The organism is Zestomonas insulae (assembly GCF_016901015.1).
Taxonomy (GTDB): Bacteria; Pseudomonadota; Gammaproteobacteria; order Pseudomonadales; family Pseudomonadaceae; genus Aquipseudomonas; species Aquipseudomonas insulae.
Window position 1 is genome coordinate 563,467 of the sequence record NZ_JAFEUP010000001.1, and the last position, 17,072, is coordinate 580,538.

At 65.7% G+C, this 17,072-nt stretch carries 14 protein-coding genes; 1 reads left to right on the forward strand and 13 read right to left on the reverse strand.

What is annotated here, in order from left to right; genetic code table 11:
* Window positions 1-45: 45 nt before the first annotated feature.
* From alaS to JQX08_RS02805, 8 genes are all read right to left on the reverse strand, one after another.
* Window positions 46-2,670, reverse strand: coding sequence for an alanine--tRNA ligase (alaS, locus tag JQX08_RS02770; protein WP_204914543.1), 2,625 nt, complete (start codon window positions 2,668-2,670; stop codon window positions 46-48).
* A gap of 294 nt (window positions 2,671-2,964) precedes the next feature.
* A complete protein-coding gene (gene astE / locus JQX08_RS02775) occupies window positions 2,965-3,984 on the reverse strand; it encodes a succinylglutamate desuccinylase (RefSeq protein ID WP_204914545.1) in 1,020 nt (339 codons plus the stop codon).
* Between the two features lie 9 nt (window positions 3,985-3,993).
* The gene (locus JQX08_RS02780; protein WP_204914547.1) at window positions 3,994-4,278 is read right to left on the reverse strand and encodes a topoisomerase II; all 285 of its coding nucleotides are present in this window, start codon (window positions 4,276-4,278) and stop codon (window positions 3,994-3,996) included.
* Between the two features lie 13 nt (window positions 4,279-4,291).
* Window positions 4,292-5,638 carry an N-succinylarginine dihydrolase gene (astB, locus tag JQX08_RS02785; RefSeq protein ID WP_204914549.1) on the reverse strand — a complete coding sequence of 449 codons (1,347 nt, stop codon included), beginning with the start codon at window positions 5,636-5,638 and terminating at the stop codon, window positions 4,292-4,294.
* Window positions 5,638-7,098 (reverse strand): succinylglutamate-semialdehyde dehydrogenase, encoded by a 1,461-nt coding sequence (gene astD / locus JQX08_RS02790; RefSeq protein ID WP_204914551.1) that lies wholly within the window; start codon window positions 7,096-7,098, stop codon window positions 5,638-5,640. The genes astB and astD overlap by 1 nt, the downstream gene beginning before the upstream one ends.
* Entirely contained in the window at window positions 7,098-8,120 is a 1,023-nt protein-coding gene (gene astA, locus JQX08_RS02795) for an arginine N-succinyltransferase (protein ID WP_204914553.1), read from the reverse strand. The genes astD and astA overlap by 1 nt, the downstream gene beginning before the upstream one ends.
* A gap of 110 nt (window positions 8,121-8,230) precedes the next feature.
* Window positions 8,231-9,256, reverse strand: coding sequence for an arginine/ornithine succinyltransferase subunit alpha (gene aruF / locus JQX08_RS02800; protein WP_204914555.1), 1,026 nt, complete (start codon window positions 9,254-9,256; stop codon window positions 8,231-8,233).
* Window positions 9,257-9,382: 126 nt separating this feature from the next.
* Window positions 9,383-10,603: an aspartate aminotransferase family protein gene (locus JQX08_RS02805; protein WP_204914557.1), complete on the reverse strand. Its 1,221-nt coding sequence runs from the start codon at window positions 10,601-10,603 to the stop codon at window positions 9,383-9,385.
* Window positions 10,604-11,088: 485 nt separating this feature from the next.
* Here JQX08_RS02805 and JQX08_RS02810 point away from each other — a divergent pair, with 485 nt between their 5' ends.
* Window positions 11,089-12,519 carry a sensor histidine kinase gene (locus JQX08_RS02810; RefSeq protein WP_239481954.1) on the forward strand — a complete coding sequence of 477 codons (1,431 nt, stop codon included), beginning with the start codon at window positions 11,089-11,091 and terminating at the stop codon, window positions 12,517-12,519.
* 13 nt (window positions 12,520-12,532) lie between these two features.
* Here the strand turns inward: JQX08_RS02810 and argR are convergent, their stop codons facing one another.
* From argR to JQX08_RS02835, 5 genes are all read right to left on the reverse strand, one after another.
* Window positions 12,533-13,513, reverse strand: coding sequence for a transcriptional regulator ArgR (gene argR / locus JQX08_RS02815; protein WP_204914560.1), 981 nt, complete (start codon window positions 13,511-13,513; stop codon window positions 12,533-12,535).
* Window positions 13,514-13,537: 24 nt separating this feature from the next.
* A complete protein-coding gene (locus tag JQX08_RS02820; RefSeq protein WP_204914562.1) occupies window positions 13,538-14,302 on the reverse strand; it encodes an ABC transporter ATP-binding protein in 765 nt (254 codons plus the stop codon).
* 14 nt (window positions 14,303-14,316) lie between these two features.
* Window positions 14,317-15,015, reverse strand: a complete 699-nt coding sequence (locus JQX08_RS02825; RefSeq protein ID WP_204914564.1) for an ABC transporter permease — start codon at window positions 15,013-15,015, stop codon at window positions 14,317-14,319.
* A 15-nt stretch (window positions 15,016-15,030) separates the two neighbouring features.
* Complete coding sequence (locus JQX08_RS02830; protein ID WP_204914566.1) at window positions 15,031-15,720, reverse strand: ABC transporter permease; 690 nt, start codon at window positions 15,718-15,720, stop codon at window positions 15,031-15,033.
* 100 nt (window positions 15,721-15,820) lie between these two features.
* Window positions 15,821-16,600 carry an ABC transporter substrate-binding protein gene (locus JQX08_RS02835; protein WP_204914568.1) on the reverse strand — a complete coding sequence of 260 codons (780 nt, stop codon included), beginning with the start codon at window positions 16,598-16,600 and terminating at the stop codon, window positions 15,821-15,823.
* Window positions 16,601-17,072: the final 472 nt, after the last annotated feature.

Sequence of the window (17,072 nt, forward strand, 5' to 3'; positions counted from 1 at the left end):
AAGACTGCCAAGGCCCGCCGGGCGCGCGGCGGGCCGGGCTTTCGATTACAGCTGCTGCTCGGCGAAAGGCACCGCCAGCGCCAGCGCAGTCTCGACCGCGGCAGCATCGGTGCCGCCCCCCTGCGCCATGTCCGGACGACCGCCGCCCTTGCCGCCAACCGCCGCAGCCGCCTGCTTCATCAGGTCGCCAGCCTTGAGCTTGCCGGTCAGATCCTGGGTCACACCGGCGACCAGCACCACCTTATCGTCTTGCACGCCGCCGAGCAGGATCACTGCGCTGCCCAGCTTGTTCTTCAACTGGTCGACCAGCGCCAGCAGGCCCTTGCCGTCCACACCATCCAGGCGCGCAGCAAGCACCTTGGCGCCCTTGACCTCGACGGCCGAGCCGGCCAGATCGTTGCCCGCGACGCTGGCGGCCTTGGCCTTGAGCTGCTCGAGCTCCTTTTCCAGCTGGCGGTTGCGTTCGAGCACCGCGCCGAGCTTGTCGATCAGGTTGTCGCGACTGCCCTTGACCAGCGCCGCGGCTTCTTTCAGTTGCTCTTCCGCAGCGTTCAGATAGGCCAGCGCTGCGGCGCCGGTGACGCCCTCGATACGGCGCACGCCAGCAGCCACGCCGCCTTCACTGGTGATCTTGAACAGGGCGATGTCGCCGGTACGTGCCACGTGGGTACCGCCGCACAGCTCGACGGAGAAGCTGCCGCCCATGCTCAGCACGCGCACTTCGTCGCCATACTTCTCACCGAACAGTGCCATCGCGCCTTTGCGCTTCGCAGTTTCGATGTCGGTCTCTTCGGTCTCGACTTCGCTGTTCTTGCGAATCTCGGCGTTGACCAGCTCTTCCAGGGCCTTCAGCTGTTCCGGCTTGATCGCCTCGAAGTGACTGAAGTCGAAGCGCAGGCGCTGGCTGTCGACCAGCGAACCCTTCTGCTGCACGTGCTCGCCGAGCACCTGGCGCAGCGCGGCGTGCAGCAGGTGGGTGGCGGAGTGGTTGAGTGCGGTGGCCTGACGTACCGAGGCGTCCACCTCGGCCTTGACCGAAGCACCCACGCTGAGGCTGCCCTTGGCAACCACGCCGTGGTGCAGGTGCGCACCGCCGGCCTTGGTGGTGTCGCGCACGTCGAAACGCACGCCGGCGCCTTCCAGGTAACCGCCATCACCGACCTGGCCGCCGGATTCGGCGTAGAACGGCGTCTGGTCGAGGACGACCACGCCCTCCTCGCCTTCGCCCAGCGAATCGACTGCCGCGCCGGCCTTGAACAGCGCGACGATCTTGCCGCTGCCCGAGGTGCCTTCGTAACCGAGGAAGCGCGTATCGCTGTCGACCTTGACCAGGCTGTTGTAGTCCAGACCGAAGGCACTGGCGGAACGGGCGCGCTCACGCTGCGCCTCCATTTCGCGCTCGAAGCCTTCCTCGTCGATGCTCAGCTCGCGCTCGCGGGCGATGTCGCCAGTCAGGTCGACCGGGAAGCCGTAGGTATCATACAGCTTGAACACCACGTCGCCCGGGATCACCTTGCCCTGCAGGCCGGCCAGGTCCTGCTCGAGGATCTTCAGGCCCTGCTCGAGGGTCTTGGCGAACTGCTCTTCTTCGGTCTTCAGTACGCGCTCGATGTGCGCCTGCTGTTGTTTCAGCTCAGGGAAGGCTTCACCCATCTCGGCGACCAGCGCGGCGACGATCTGGTAGAAGAAGCTGCCCTTGGCACCCAGCTTGTTGCCGTGACGGCAGGCGCGGCGAATGATGCGGCGCAGCACGTAACCACGGCCTTCGTTGGACGGGGTGACGCCGTCGGCGATCAGGAAGCCGCAGGAACGGATGTGGTCGGCGACCACTTTCAGCGACGCCTGGCCGTCGTTGCTGCAGCCGATGGCCTTGGCCGAAGCGGCCAGCAGGCTCTGGAACAGGTCAATCTCGTAGTTCGAGTTGACGTGCTGCAGCACCGCGCTGATGCGCTCGAGGCCCATGCCGGTGTCCACGCTCGGCGCCGGCAAGGCGTGCAGTACGCCGTCCGCGGTGCGGTTGAACTGCATGAACACGTTGTTCCAGATCTCGATGTAGCGGTCGCCATCCTCTTCCGGCGAGCCGGGTGGGCCGCCCCAGATGTGCTCGCCGTGATCGAAGAAAATCTCGGTGCACGGGCCGCACGGGCCGGTGTCGCCCATCGCCCAGAAGTTGTCGGAAGCGTACGGCGCGCCCTTGTTGTCGCCGATGCGGATCATCCGCTCGGCCGGCACACCGACTTCCTTGTTCCAGATGTCATAGGCCTCGTCGTCGGTGGCGTAGACGGTGACCCACAGCTTCTCTTGCGGCAGGTTCAGCCACTTGTCCGAAGTGAGGAACTCCCAGGCGAAATGGATGGCATCGCGCTTGAAATAGTCGCCAAAGCTGAAGTTACCCAGCATTTCGAAGAAGGTGTGGTGACGCGCGGTGTAGCCGACGTTTTCCAGATCGTTGTGCTTGCCGCCGGCCCGTACGCACTTCTGGCTGGTGGTGGCGCGGGTGTAGGCGCGCTTTTCCAGACCGAGGAAGCAGTCCTTGAACTGGTTCATCCCGGCGTTGGTGAACAGCAGGGTCGGGTCGTTCGCCGGGATCAGCGAGCTGGAGGCGACGCGGGTATGTCCCTTCTCTTCGAAGAAGCGGAGGAAGGCTTCACGGATTTCTGCGCTTTTCATAGGCTTTTCTCAGGAAACTGCGGCCATTTAGGCGATTGCAAAACGTCACGGGCGAAGCCGCGGTCAGACGGGTGCAGGAGGAAAACAGCTGACTGCCCCGGAGCGACAGGCCTGGACCGACCTTTTCTATTCGCTCGACCACGACGAACGCAGGGTTTCGCAACCGCCGCACGGTTCGCCGGCAAAGGGCCGCATTATATCGGCCCTGCGCCGCGGGTACAGAGTGTTTGTACGATAGAAAGCCACTATACGCCGCGGAAACGCCGCTATTTGCGGCATAAGCGCAGCATGCGGTCAGCTCTGGGCGAGCAACGCCTGGCGATCGGCGGGCACGACGATGATTGCCGCGCGCAGGCCGTTCTGCACTTTCGGGTTGGGGAAGATGATCCGCGCCCCCGCCTCGTCCACCACCCAGCGCGTGCCGGCGATGTCTTCCGCGAGCAGATAGCCTTGCGCCAGCTCGCTGAAGTTCTCGACATCCATCGGCAGGTGTAGACGGAACGCGTCGCTGCGCTTGATCACCTCGCGGGACACGGCGAACAGCTGCAAGCCGTCCAGCTCGCCGACCGCCACCGCCGGTTCGCTGCCGTCGATCAAGGCGCGCAGGCGCGCCTCCAGCAGGTCGAGGTTGACCGCCTGGTTATGGCCGAACGGCCGCGCCTTGCCCAGTTCGAGGGTGAACGCCTCGGCGCCGAGCTTGGCGTAGGTGTAGGAACTGAAAGTGATCGACGCCTTGCTCTGCAGCAATACCGCGTCGATGCCGGCGGCACGCAGGCGCGCCAGTTCGCGGGCGGAGTGCTGGCGGCCTTCGGCCCAGGGATAGAGGGCGAACTGCTCGATCTTCGAGCCGCGAATCGCGGTATGCAGGTCATAGTGCAGGCGCGTGCGTTGCGCCTGGGCGAAGAAGTTGGCCGCCAGCCGCTCCAGCTCGCCGGCGCGCAGCGCTTCCGGTCCGCTGCTCTGCTCGTGGCGGCCATTGAACAGGCGGTTGATGTCCTGCTCGATGTAGCGCTCGCCGCGGCGCATCGCTTCGGGGTTGCCGAACAGGAACAGCAGGCGGGCGTGCGGCTTGAGCGTGCCGCGGGCGATGTCGTGCAGCAGCCGGTCGAGCAGTTCGATCGGCGCGGTCTCGTTGCCGTGAATGCCGGCGGAGAGGAGCAGGTCGAGGCCGCTATCCAGCTCGGCCGGCGGCGTCACTTCAAGCGCACCGGGCGCCAGCCAGCGCAGGCGGGCACCCTCGGCAGTCAGCTGGATCTTGGCCGCCGGCTCGTGGTCGGCCAGGGTCATTTCAAGCAACTTGCCGAGGGCTAGCATCGCGTTACCTCAATGATCGTGGTTGCAATCCGGGCCATGCACGTGATCGTCGTCATCGGCTTCGATCGGTTCCATCTCCAGCTCCAGGCTGACCAGGTTGGTCGCCTGCGGGCGCAGCAGCAGGTTGGCGTACTCGGTATCGCCCTCCTCCACGTCCACGCCGATTAGCAGTTGGCCGCCGACCGCCTGAACCCACACTTCCTTGCCTTGCCAGATCACGGCGAAGCGGGTGCACGAGGTTTCCAGCTGGGTGCCGTCGGTGTCTTCTAGAACGAGTTGCAGGGCGTCGGACATGATGTGGGTGCTCTCAATCGATTTGGAAAGGGTAGACCGAGCCCAGTTTAAGGATGCCGGTCAGCTCATCCAAGGCCGTGCGGCATTCGGTCAACAGTTGCGGGTCGCCGAGATCGCTCTCGGTGAGGCGGTCGCGGTAGTGCTTGTTGACCCAGGCGACCAGCGTGTCATGCAGCGTGGCGCTCATCACCACGCCCGGATTGACCGCCTGGAACTCGTTGTCCTTGAGGGCCACGCGCAGGCGCAGGCACGCCGGGCCGCCGCCGTTCTGCATGCTCTGCTTGAGGTCGAAGACCTTCACTTCGCGGATCGGCCCGTCTTCGGCGGTGAGCTGCGACAGGTACTGCCAGACGCGCTCGTTCTGCCGGCACTCGTCCGGCACGATCAGCAGCATGCTGCCGTCGGCGCGGGTCAGCAACTGGCTGTTGAACAAGTAGGACTGCACCGCGTCCTCGACGCCAACCGCATCGCGCGGCACGCACACAGCGCGGAAGCGTCCGCCGCGGCGGCCCAGCTTGTCGTGCAACTCGGCGAGCACCTGCTCGGTGTCGAGGAAGGCGTCCTGGTGGTGGAACAGCACTTCGCCGTTGCCGACCGCGATCACGTCGTTGTGGAACACGCCCTGATCGATCACCGCCGGATTCTGCTGGGCGTAGACCACCCCGGCGTCATCCAGGCCGTGCAGACGGGCGACCGCCTGGCAGGCTTCCAGGGTCTGCCGCGCCGGGTAGCGCTGCGGCGCCGGGAAACAGCTATCGAAGGCGCTGCGACCGAACACGAAGAACTCCACGCCGGCCTCGCCGTAGCTCTTGCAGAAGCGCGTGTGGTTGGCCGCGCCTTCGTCGCCGAACTGCGCCACCGGCGGCAAGGCCGGGTGGTGGGCGAAATGCTGTTCGTTGTTGAACATCGCGGCGAGCACGCGACTGGTGGTCGGGTGCTCGATGCTGCGGTGGAACTTGCAGTTGAGGTTGGCGGCGGTGAAGTGCACGCGGCCATCGGCGGTGTCGGCACTCGGGCTGACCGTGCAAGCGTTGGCGACCCACATGCTGGACGCCGAACTGCACGCAGTGAGCAGCGCCGGCGCCTGTTTGGCGGCCTTCTCGACCACCTGCGCGTCGCTGCCGGAGAAACCCAGGGCGCGCAGCGCAGCGACGTCTGGACGCTCCTGCGGGGCCAGCACGCCCTGCTTGAAGCCCATGTCGAGCAGCGCCTTCATCTTGGTCAGGCCCTGCAGCGCCGCCTCACGCGGGCTGGAGACCGCCTGGCTGTTGCTCTGCGAGGCGACGTTGCCGTACGACAGACCGCCATAGTTATGGGTCGGGCCGACCAGGCCGTCGAAGTTCATTTCATAGGCGGACATCACAGAGACACTCCCGGAGTCAGGGTGGCAGGCAGGCTCAGGCTATCGCTCTCCAGCGAAGCGACCGGATAGGCGCAGTAATCGGCCGCGTAGTAGGCACTCGGCCGGTGGTTGCCGGACGCGCCGACGCCGCCGAACGGCGCCGAGCTGGCGGCTCCGGTGAGCTGCTTGTTCCAGTTGACGATGCCGGCGCGGCTTTCCAGCCAGAACTGTTCGAAGCGTTCGCGCGAATCCGACAGCAGCCCGGCGGCCAGGCCGTATTGCGTGGCGTTGGCCTCGGCGATGGCGGCATCGAAATCGGCATAGCGCACCACTTGCAGCAGCGGACCGAAGAACTCCTCGTCCGGGCGCTCGGCGACCTTGCTGACATCCAGGATGCCCGGGGTGAGCAGCGCGGCGGTGGCCAGCGGCTGGGTCATTTCCAGGAGCGGCACGGCGCCGTGGGCGATCAGCTGGCGCTGCGCCTTGAGCAGGTGCTCGGCGGCCGCCAGGGAAATCACCGAGCCCATGAACGGCGCCGGCTGCTCGTCGAACGCGCCGACCTTGATGGTCGCGCTGACCGCCACCAGACGCGCCAGCAGCGCATCGCCCCAGGCGCCCTGCGGCATCAGCAGACGGCGCGCGCAGGTGCAGCGCTGTCCGGCGGAGATGAACGCGGACTGGATGATGGTGTAGACCGCCGCGTCGACGTCCTGCAGCTCATCGACCACCAGCGGGTTGTTGCCCCCCATTTCCAGGGCGAGGATCTTGTCCGGACGGCCAGCGAATTGGCTGTGCAGCAGATTGCCGGTGCGGCTCGAGCCGGTAAAGAACAGGCCGTCGATGTCGGCATGCCCGGCCAGCGCCACGCCGGTATCGCGCGCGCCCTGCAGCAGGTTGAGTACGCCGTCCGGCAGACCCGCAGCGGCCCAGCACTGCACGGTCAGCTCGGCGACCTTGGGGGTCAGCTCGCTGGGTTTGAAGATCACCGTATTGCCGGCCAGCAGCGCCGGGACGATATGCCCGTTGGGCAGGTGACCGGGGAAATTGTACGGGCCGAACACCGCCACCACGCCATGCGGCTTGTGGCGCAGCACGGCGTTGGCGTCGCCCAGCGGGCCGCTCTTCTCGCCGGTACGCTCGCGGTGCGCCTGCACCGAGATGGCGACCTTGTTGACCATGCTGGTCACCTCGGTGGCCGACTCCCACAGCGGCTTGCCGGTTTCCTCGCCGATGCAGCGCGCCAGCTCGTCGCTGCGCGCCTTCAGGGCCTCGGCGAAGCGTTCGAGAATGGCGATGCGCTCTTCCAGCGGACGCCGCGCCCAGGCCGGAAAGGCGCTGCGGGCGCTGGCCACAGCGGCAGCGACTTGCGCGGCGCTGGCGGCGCGACCGTTCCAGATCACCGCCTGAGTGACCGGATTGAGCGATTCCAGGGCCTCGCCCTGACCGTCCAGCCAGCGGCCGGCGATGTACAGACTCATCAGTTGCTCTCCTTGGCCGACAGCGGCACCGCACGAACCTGGTCGCCCGCGCGCAGATTGAGACGCTTGGCGGCCTGCGCGTCGACCACCAGGGTGCCGGCGGCGAGGCGCGCCGGCGCGGCGGTGATACGGCAGTCCTGCAGCTTGCGGTTGTGCACCAGGTACTGCGCGGCGTCCTCGCCGGGCGTGCCGATGGCCAGCACCAGCACCTGGCTGTCGCGCACTGCACGAATCTTGTCGGTTTCCGCCTCGATGGCCGGACCGGCGTCGAAGATGTCGACGTAGCCCTGATAACCGAAGCCCTCGGCCTTGAGCATGGCCAGCGCCGGTTCGGTGTTCGGGTGAACGCGGCCGATGGTGTTGCGCGCCGCCTCGGAGAGGAAGCAGGTGTACAGCGGGAACTTGGGCATCAGCTCGGCGATGAAGGCCTTGTTGCCGACCCCGGTCAGGTAGTCGGCCTGGCTGAATTCCATCTTGAAGAAGTGCCGGCCGAGGCTTTCCCAGAACGGCGAGCGACCGTCCTCGTCGGACAGGCCACGCATCTCGGCGATCACCTTGTCGCTGAACAGCGAACGGAACTCGGCGATAAACAGCATGCGCGCCTTCGACAGCAGACGACCGTTGAGGCCGCTGCGGTGCCCGGCGTGGAGGAACAACGAGCACAGCTCGGAGTTGCCGGTCAGGTCGTTGGCGAGGAACAGGGTGGGAATCTCGCGGTGGATCTTCAGCTCCTGCGAGGCGCTGACCGTCAGGCCGACCCGGTAGTTGTACCAGGGCTCACGCAGACCGACCGCGCCGGCCACCGCGGAAATCCCCACCACCTGGCCGTCGTCGCTTTCCAGCACGAACAGGTAATCGGCATCGGCACGCTCGGCCTCACCGCGGAAGGTCTTCTCCGCCCAGCCGACCCGGTGCGCCAGGCGCTCCTCGTTGGCCGGCAGCGTGGTCAGGCCGGCGCCGGTACTGCGGGCGAGCTCAAGCAGAGCCGGCAAATCGGCGCTGCGGACGGGACGAACGATCATAGATCCTCCAAAAGTCACCCTTCCCTCCACGGGGAACGGGCTGGCGGTGAGGGCCTTCCCTCATCCGGCCCTGACGGGCCACCTCCTCCCTGCGGGAGAAGGATCGAAATTCAGACCGCGACCAGACGCACGCTGGCGCCTTCGCCGACGCCCAGCGCTTCGGCGACCGCCGCGGTCAGGCTGACCGGCTTGCCGGGAACCCAGTCGAGCTCGACCACCGCGGCGCGGAAATCCTGCAGCTGGCCATTGCACACCAGGTACTGGCGGCCGCCACGCAGGCTGGTCACGCTGTCGTCGACGCGTACCGGCACCATGCGGCTCTGGGCGATCGAACGGATGCCCGAAGTGCGCGCATGCAGGGTCGGCCCACCGTCGAAGATGTCGATGTAGTGGTCGGTCTCGAAGCCTTCGCGCATGAGGATGTCGAAGGTGATCTGCGCGCGCGGATGCACCTGGCCCATGGCTTCCTGGGCGGCGTCCGGCAGCAACGGTACGTAGATCGGGTAATGCGGCATCAGCTCGGCGAGGAAGGTGCGGCTCTTCAGGCCACTGAGGCGCTCGGCTTCGGTGTAGTTCATGTCGAAGAAGTTGCGCCCCACCGCATCCCAGAACGGCGAGTCGCCGTGCTCGTCGCTGTAGCCGACGATCTCCACCACCACCGCATCGGCGAAGCGCTCAGGGTGGCTCGCGACGAACAGCAGGCGGGCCCGCGAATTGAGCTCGGCGAACACGCTGTCGACCAGCGGCCGCTCGACGTAGAAGCTGGTCAGCAGGCTGTTGCCGGTCAGGTCGTGGCACAGCGACAGGGCGTGAATCTTGTTGTGGATCTTCAGCTCGCGCGAGGCGTGCACGAAGGTCTCGTTGCGAAAACTGTAGAACGGCTCGGAGTAGCCGGCCGAGGCGACGATCGCCGAGCAGCCGACCAGGCGGCCGGTGGCGCTGTCCTCGAGGACGAAGAAGTAGCTTTCCTCGCCGTTGAAACTGACTTCCGCCGAAAACGAGGCTTCCGAGTAAGCGATCTTCTCGCTCAGTCGTGCCGCATCATCGGGTAGCGAGGTCACACCCACCGGGCTGTCCGCAGCGAGGCGCTGTACTTCCGCCAGATCGGCCATTTGCGCGGGACGCATCACCAGCATGGGTGTCACTCCTCTGAAGAAAAGCTCCGAGCCGTTCGCGCTGAACCGCTCAGAGAAAACCGTGGCGAGGGTTTGCCACGGTGCACACAGAACTGAGGCAGGGGCACGTCCAAGTGCCCACTGCGATTACTGCTGAGTCAGCTTGACGATGGCGTGTTCCAGGCGATCCAGGCCTTCGTCGATGTCGGCATCCGGAATCACCAGGCTGGGCGCGAAACGCACCACGTCCGGGCCGGCCTGCAGGACCATCACCGCTTCCTTCTCGGCCGCGTTGAGCACGTCCTTGGCCTTGCCTTTCCAGGCGTCGGCCAGTTGCGCACCGATCAGCAGGCCGAGGCCACGCACTTCGGTGAAGATGCCGTACTTGGCGCCCAGCGCCAGCAGACGCGCCTTGAAGCGCTCGTGCTTGGTCTTGATGCCGCCGAGCACTTCCGGGGTGTTGATCACGTCCAGCACTGCACCAGCAACCGCACTGGCCAGCGGGTTGCCGCCGTAGGTGGTGCCGTGGGTGCCGACCGCCAGGTGCTTGGCGATTTCGCTGGTGGTCAGCATCGCGCCGATCGGGAAGCCGCCGCCCAGGCTCTTGGCACTGGAGAGGATGTCCGGGACCACGCCGTAGTGCTGGTAGGCGAACAGCTCGCCGCTGCGGCCCATGCCGCTCTGCACTTCGTCGAACACCAGCAGCGCCTTGTGCTGGTCGCACAGCGCACGGGCGCCTTCCAGGTAGGCCTGGTCGGCCGGCAGTACGCCGCCCTCGCCTTGCACCGGCTCGAGCACCACCGCGCAGGTCTTGTCGGAAATCGCCGCCTTCAGCGCGTCGAGGTCGTTGAACGGGACATGGGTGATGCCCTCGATCTTCGGCCCGAAACCGTCGGAATACTTCGGCTGGCCGCCGACGCTGACGGTGAACAGGGTGCGACCGTGGAAGCTGTTGCTTGCCGCGATGATCTCGAATTTCTCCGGACCATGAACGTCATGGGCGTAGCGGCGGGCCAGCTTGAACGCCGCCTCGTTGGCCTCGGCGCCGGAGTTGGCGAGGAACACGCGCTCGGCGAAGGTCGCCTCGACCAGCTTCTTGGCCAGGCGCAGGGCCGGCTCGTTGGTGAACACGTTGGACACGTGCCAGATCGCGTTGGCCTGCTCGGTCAGCGCCTGCACCAGCGCCGGGTGCGCATGGCCCAGGGAGTTCACGGCGATGCCGCCAGCGAAGTCGATCAGCTCTCGACCGCTCTGGTCCCAGACTCGCGAACCCTGGCCACGCACCGGAATAAAGGCGGCGGGGGCGTAGTTGGGCACCATGTACTGGTCGAAATCGGCGCGTTGCACCGGCTCGTGCTGAACGGACATCGAAGCTCTCCTGGTAAGAAGCGCACTGCCTTGACTGGCGAGTACTGAAAAGGATTGTAGGGACTGATCCCGGATGGACCTTGCCGCGATGCGACAACTTCTTACAGCGCCCACCCGTGAATTTCCGGGCTTTGCGTCGATGCGACGAAAAGCGTCGGAATTGCGCAGTTTAAACGCTGAGCGGGCGGCAAGCGGTATTTGCCGGGGAAATTTCCTTGCCCGGCTGCGGTGACGAAGCCAGGCGCTAGACGCTCTGCCCCCCACGATCGGGTCGATCCGAATGATAGGAAAACGGCCTGCCGGTAGAACGAAATCATAGGATTCGCCACGCGCCGAAGCGCTTTAATTCACGATACGCAATCAGGTAATCCGCATTTCTGGTTCGGACACCGCCCAGGCCCAGCCTGGCGTTTACAGGAGTTGCGCGGATGCCCCTCGACACTCACAGCGAATCGCCCCCGCCCCCAGGGTCCGGCAGCGCGCCCATGACCTCGGAACCCGAAGCGCCCGCGCAGCAGCCCGGGCAGCGCCCGCCCCGTCGCCGCATCAGCCGCTCGACGCAGTTCGTCCTGGCCGCCAGCATCATCCTCGGCCTGACCATGACCCTGGTCGGCCAGGTGGTCAGCACCACGGTCGAGCGCGCCGCGGTGCAAAGCGCCGCGGAAGCCGGTGCGGTGTATATGGAGGCGTTCCTCGAACCGTTCGTGCAGGAATTGGTGGTCGCCAATGAACTGTCGCGGCAGAGCATCGAGGCGATCGACCGGCTGATGGTCAACGGCTCGCTGAACCGCCACGTGGTCTCGGTGAAGGTCTGGCGCGCCGACGGCAAGGTGCTCTACAGCACCGATAAATCCATGGTCGGCAAGACCTTCGCCACCGACGAGATCGCCGAGGCGCTGCGCGGACGCATCGTCACCGGCCTGGAGGAACTCGACGAGGACGAAAACCAGTTCGAGCGCCGCCTCAACACCCCGCTGTACGAGATCTACGCCCCGCTGCGCGAATTCGGTACCGGCCGGATTCTTGCCGTGGGCGAGTTCTATGAACAGGCCGAGGCCCTCGAACGGGAAATCAGCAACGTGCGCCGGCAGGTCTGGGCGGTGGTCGGCGCGGCGACCCTGGCCATGCTGATCCTGCTGTTCGTCATCGTGCGGCGCGGCGACCGGATCATCGACCAGCAGCAAACCGCGCTGCACCAGCGGGTACGCGAACAGGCCCGCCTGCACGCGCGCAACACCGTGCTGCAACGTCGCATCAACACCGCCAACCACGAGTTCTCACGGGTCAACGAGTTGACCATGCGGCGCATCGGCGCGGACCTGCACGACGGCCCGGCGCAGCTGCTGACCCTGATCCTGGTGATGCTCGATGACTTCGCCGAACAGCAGAAGGAGCGCGGCGAGCCGGTCACCGACAGCCAGGACAGCACCTACGAGGTGATGCGCAGCGCCGCTGCGGATGCCCTGCGCGAGATTCGCGCGATCTCCCGCGGCCTGGTGTTGCCGGAAATCGGCGACCTGACCCTCGACGAGGAACTGCACCTGGTCGCCCAGCGCCACGAGCAGCGCACCAGCACCCAGGTGCGCCTGGAGCTCGGCAGCCTGCCCGCCCACGCGCCGCTGCCGCTGAAGTTCTGCATCTACCGCTTCGTCCAGGAAGGCCTGACCAACGCCTATCGCCACGCCGGCGGCCAGGGCCAGCGGGTCAGCGCGCAGTACCGCAACGGCCAGCTGACCGTGGAAGTCGCCGACGCCGGACCGGGCATCGCCAAGGCCGATATGCTCGCCGAGTGCTTGGGCAACACGCGCCTCGGCCTGGCCGGCATGCGCTACCGGGTCGAGGCGCTTGGCGGGCACTTCCATGTCAGCTCGGTGCCCGGCCAGGGCACCACGCTGACCGCGCAGTTCAAGCTGTGAAGGGAAACGACGTCTAGCCGCGCTCGACCACTGCCGGGCTGAGCTCGAAGGGGCTGGCGCTGCGGCGCTGGTTGCGGTCTTCGCGCGGGGTGGCGCCGAAGAAGTTGCGGTAGGCGCTGGAGAAGTGCGGGCCGGAGGAGAAGCCGCAGGACAGGCCGATCTGGATGATCGACTTGCTGGTCTGCATCAGCAGCTGACGCGCCTTGTTCAGGCGCAGCTCCAGGTAGTACTGGCTCGGCACACGATTGAGGTACTGCTTGAAGATGCGCTCCAGCTGACGTCGCGAGACGCACACATGCTGGGCGATCTCGTCGGTGGTCAGCGGCTCCTCGATGTTCGCCTCCATCAGCAGCACCGCCTGGGTGAGCTTCGGGTGGCTGGAACCGAGGCGGTTCTGCAGCGGAATGCGCTGGCGCTCGCCGCCTTCGCGGATGCGCTCGACCACCAGTTCCTCGCTGACCGCGCCGGCCAGTTCGGCGCCGTGGTCACGGGCGAGCACGGCGAGCAGCAGGTCGAGCACGGCCAGGCCGCCACAGGCGGTCAGGCGATCGCGATCCCAGTCGAACAGGTGGCTGGTGACGATGACCTTGGGGAAGCGCTCGCCGAAATCATCCTGCCAGCGCCAGTGCACTGCGGCGCGGTAGCTGTCGAGCAGACCCAGCTGAGCCAACGGGTAGACCCCGGCGGACAGTCCGCCAAGCACGCAACCGCTGCGCGCCAGCTGCTTGAGTGCATTGCCGAGCGGTGGCGCGAGGGCCGCCGGCGGCTCGTCGGCGACCAGGAACAGTTTCTGGCAACCCTCCAGCTTGCCGGCCCAGGGTTCGCCGGGCAGGCGCCAGGCACCTTCGGCGGCCGGCTCGGCCTGGAGGAACAGCAGGTCGTAGACCACGTCGGGGTGCAGACGCTGGGCGACACGCAGCGCTTCCTCCGCCAGGGCCAGGGTCATTGCCTTGGTACCAGGCCAAACCAGAAACGCGATTCGATGGGCAGTCATGGCGAGCAGTCTAGTCGTTCCGATTCACTTCAAGCTGCCGGAAAGGAACTGCTTGAGCCGCTCGGATTGCGGATTGGCCAGTACTTCCTTGGGGCAACCGCGCTCTTCTACCACACCCTTGTGCAGGAACATCAGCTGGTTGGACACCTCGCGGGCGAAACCCATCTCGTGGGTGACCACCACCATGGTGCGGCCTTCGACGGCCAGGTCCTGCATGACCTTGAGCACTTCGCCGACCAGCTCGGGGTCGAGCGCCGAAGTAGGCTCATCGAACAGCATCACTTCCGGCTCCATCGCCAGCGCGCGGGCGATCGCCACGCGCTGCTGCTCACCGCCGGACATGTGCGCCGGGTAGGCGTCCTTGCGGTGCGCGACGCCGACCTTGGCCAGGTAATGCTCGGCCTTCTCGATGGCTTCCTTCTTCGGTACGCCGAGCACGTGCACCGGCGCTTCGACGACGTTGTCCAGGGCGCTCATGTGCGACCACAGATTGAAATGCTGGAACACCATCGACAGCCGCGAGCGCATGCGCTGCAACTGCTTGGCGTCGGCGGCCTTGAGTCCGCCGTGCTTGTTGGCGACCAGCTTGAGCTCTTCGCCGTTGAGCAGGATCTTGCCGCTGTAGGGTTGCTCGAGCAGGTTGATGCAGCGCAGGAAGGTGCTTTTGCCGGAGCCGCTGGAGCCGATGATGCTGATCACGTCGCCGGCCTTGGCCGCCAGCGACACGCCCTTGAGCACTTCATGGTCGCCGTAGCGCTTGTGCAGGTCTTGGACTTCGAGTTTGTTCATGGATCAGCTCTCGCTCAGTGCTTGCGGGGGGCCAGATAGGCCAGCCAACGGCGCTCGGCCAGCTTGAACAGGCGCACCAGGATGAAAGTCAGGCAGAGGTAGAACGCGCCGGCGGTGATGAAGGCCTCGAACGGCAGATAGAACTGCGAGTTGACCGTGCGCGCCGCGCCGGTGATGTCGATCAGGGTGACGATCGACGCCAGGCTGGTGGTGTGCAGCATCATGATCACTTCGTTGCTGTACTGCGGTAGCGCGCGACGCAGCGCCGAAGGCAACAGGATGCGCCGATACAGCTTGAAGCGCGACATGCCGACCGCCTTGGCCGCCTCGATCTCGCCGTGCGGGGTGGCCTTGAGGCTACCGGCGAGGATTTCCGCGGTGTAGGCGCTGGTGTTGATGGCGAACGCCAGGCAGGCGCAGAAGGTGGCGTTGGACAGGTACGGCCACAGCCAGCTCTCGCGCACCGCCGGGAACTGCGCCAGGCCGTAATAGATGAGGAACAGTTGCACCAGCATCGGCGTGCCGCGGATCACGTAGGTGTACAGCCAGGCCGGGAAGTTGATCGCCGGCTGCTTGGAGACCCGCATCAGCGCCAGCGGAATCGCCGAGAGCAGGCCCAGGGCCAGGGAAATGGCGAGCAGCTTGAGGGTCACCAGCACGCCGCCGAAGTACAACGGCAGGCTGTCCCAGATCACGGAGAAGTCGAGAATCATGCGGTTTCTCCCGGATCAGAGGTCGGCGACTTTGATGCCGGCCGAGTAGCGCTTCTCGAGGTAGCGCAGGGCCAACAGCGAAACCGTGGTCAGCACCAGATACAGCGCGGCCACGGCCAGGTAGAAGGTGAACGGTTCACGCGTGGCGTCGGCGGCGTTCTTCGCCTTGAACATCATGTCCTGCAGGCCGACCACCGAGATCAGCGCGGTGGCCTTGGTCAGCACCAGCCAGTTGTTGGTGAAGCCGGGAATCGCCAGACGGATCATCTGCGGCACGAGGATGCGGAAGAACACCTGCACGCCGCTCATGCCATAGGCGGCACCCGCCTCGCCCTGCCCTTTGGGGATCGCCATGAAGGCGCCGCGGAAGGTTTCCGAGAGGTAGGCGCCGAAGATGAAGCCCAGGGTGAACACCCCGGCGGCGAACGGGTTGAGGTCGATGTAGTCCTCATAGCCGAGCATCGGGGCGACACGGTTGAGAATGTCCTGGCCGCCGTAGAACAGCAGCAGAATCAGCACCAGGTCGGGAATTCCGCGAATCACCGTGGCGTAGGTTTCGCCAAGGATTGCCAGCCAGCGCACCGGCGACAGGCGGAACGCCGCGCCCAGCAGGCCGAGGACGATGGCCATGCCCATGGACAGCAGCGCCAGCATCAGGGTGAGCCAGGCACCATCGAGGATGGTCGAGCCGTAGCCATGGAGCATGAGTCAGTCCTCGCGTTAAGGAAGCTGCGCCGGGGAGGAATGGAGAGAGGCGCAGCCCGCCTCTCTACCCAGCCCTCTCACACGGGAGAGGGCATGCGGCTCACTTGCCGTAGACGTCGAAGGTGAAGTACTTGTCCTGGATGGCCTTGTACTTGCCGTTGGCACGGATCGCCAGAATCGCCGCGCTGATCTTCTCTTGCAGCGCCTTGTCACCCTTGCGCACCGCGATGCCCTGGCCTTCGCCAAAGTACTTCTCGTCGGTGAAGTCCGGACCGACGAAGGCGAAGCCCTTGCCGGCGTCGGTTTTCAGGAAGCCGTCGTCGATGTTCACCGAGTCGGCCAGGGTGGCGTCCAGGCGACCGGAAGCGAGGTCGAGGAACACTTCGTTCTGCGAGCTGTAGCGCACGATCTCGGCACCAGCCGGGGCGAAGACGTCGGTGGCGTAGCGGTCATACACCGAGGAGCGCTGCACGCCGATCTTCTTGCCTTTCAGGTCGGTGGCCACGTCGTTCATGCTGCTGCCGGCCTTCATCGCCAGCTTGGCAGGGGTCGCGTAGTACTTGCCGGTGAAGTCGACCGAGCGCTTGCGCTCCTCGGTGATCGACATCGACGACAGCACGGCGTCGAACTTGCGCACTTTCAGCGCCGGGATCAGGCCGTCGAACTCCTGCTCGATCCACTTGCACTGAACCTTCATCTCTTCGCACAGCGCGTTGCCGATGTCGTAGTCGAAGCCGACGATGCTGCCGTCCGGGGCCTTGGAGGCGAAGGGTGGGTAGGCCGCCTCGATGCCGATGCGCAGCGGCTTGGCATCGTCCGCGATGGCGAATACCGACAGAACGGAAAGCGCCATTGCGCCGAGAAGTGCAATCTTCTTCATCTTGTGACTCCTGGGATCGGGTTCGGCGGGCGGCGGGGAAATTCGCCCGATACGTGCCATGAAATTGTAGAGAGACTCTCCGCCTTTGCAGGACTGCAAGGGGTTCAGGCCGAGTGAGCGGCATTCTAGCGACAGGCCAAATGCCGTTATTTCCTCAATGCGACAACTAATTACAAAAGCACCGGAAGCGAGGGGTGCGAGCATTGACAGGCGGGGAAAAAGCTGGGCCAGCGATCAATAAATCAAACAGATACTTAACGCAATTAGCGCGCCACCACTGGCAAAACCGCGCAATTACGGGAATTCCCGTAAAAACCCCGCAGCCAAGTGTTGCAGATTCTGCACCACGGCGTTCCCGCGCACCCCACCTGCGCACCGCTTTGTTACCCGCGCGCCCACCTTCGGGTGCGGCTCGCCCGTAACGCCGCGCGCCAGCACTTCTGCTCGCGCAGAAACGACAACGCCCCGCCCG

Bases quoted from the DNA above. Each gene is read 5' to 3' on its own strand.
- alaS (WP_204914543.1), bottom strand. From the start codon at position 2,670: ATGAAAAGCGCAGAAATCCGTGAAGCCTTCCTCCGCTTCTTCGAAGAG.
- astE (WP_204914545.1), bottom strand. From the start codon at position 3,984: ATGCTAGCCCTCGGCAAGTTGCTTGAAATGACCCTGGCCGACCACGAG.
- JQX08_RS02780 (WP_204914547.1), bottom strand. From the start codon at position 4,278: ATGTCCGACGCCCTGCAACTCGTTCTAGAAGACACCGACGGCACCCAG.
- astB (WP_204914549.1), bottom strand. From the start codon at position 5,638: ATGTCCGCCTATGAAATGAACTTCGACGGCCTGGTCGGCCCGACCCAT.
- astD (WP_204914551.1), bottom strand. From the start codon at position 7,098: ATGAGTCTGTACATCGCCGGCCGCTGGCTGGACGGTCAGGGCGAGGCC.
- astA (WP_204914553.1), bottom strand. From the start codon at position 8,120: ATGATCGTTCGTCCCGTCCGCAGCGCCGATTTGCCGGCTCTGCTTGAG.
- aruF (WP_204914555.1), bottom strand. From the start codon at position 9,256: ATGCTGGTGATGCGTCCCGCGCAAATGGCCGATCTGGCGGAAGTACAG.
- JQX08_RS02805 (WP_204914557.1), bottom strand. From the start codon at position 10,603: ATGTCCGTTCAGCACGAGCCGGTGCAACGCGCCGATTTCGACCAGTAC.
- JQX08_RS02810 (WP_239481954.1), top strand. From the start codon at position 11,089: ATGACCTCGGAACCCGAAGCGCCCGCGCAGCAGCCCGGGCAGCGCCCG.
- argR (WP_204914560.1), bottom strand. From the start codon at position 13,513: ATGACTGCCCATCGAATCGCGTTTCTGGTTTGGCCTGGTACCAAGGCA.
- JQX08_RS02820 (WP_204914562.1), bottom strand. From the start codon at position 14,302: ATGAACAAACTCGAAGTCCAAGACCTGCACAAGCGCTACGGCGACCAT.
- JQX08_RS02825 (WP_204914564.1), bottom strand. From the start codon at position 15,015: ATGATTCTCGACTTCTCCGTGATCTGGGACAGCCTGCCGTTGTACTTC.
- JQX08_RS02830 (WP_204914566.1), bottom strand. From the start codon at position 15,720: ATGCTCCATGGCTACGGCTCGACCATCCTCGATGGTGCCTGGCTCACC.
- JQX08_RS02835 (WP_204914568.1), bottom strand. From the start codon at position 16,600: ATGAAGAAGATTGCACTTCTCGGCGCAATGGCGCTTTCCGTTCTGTCG.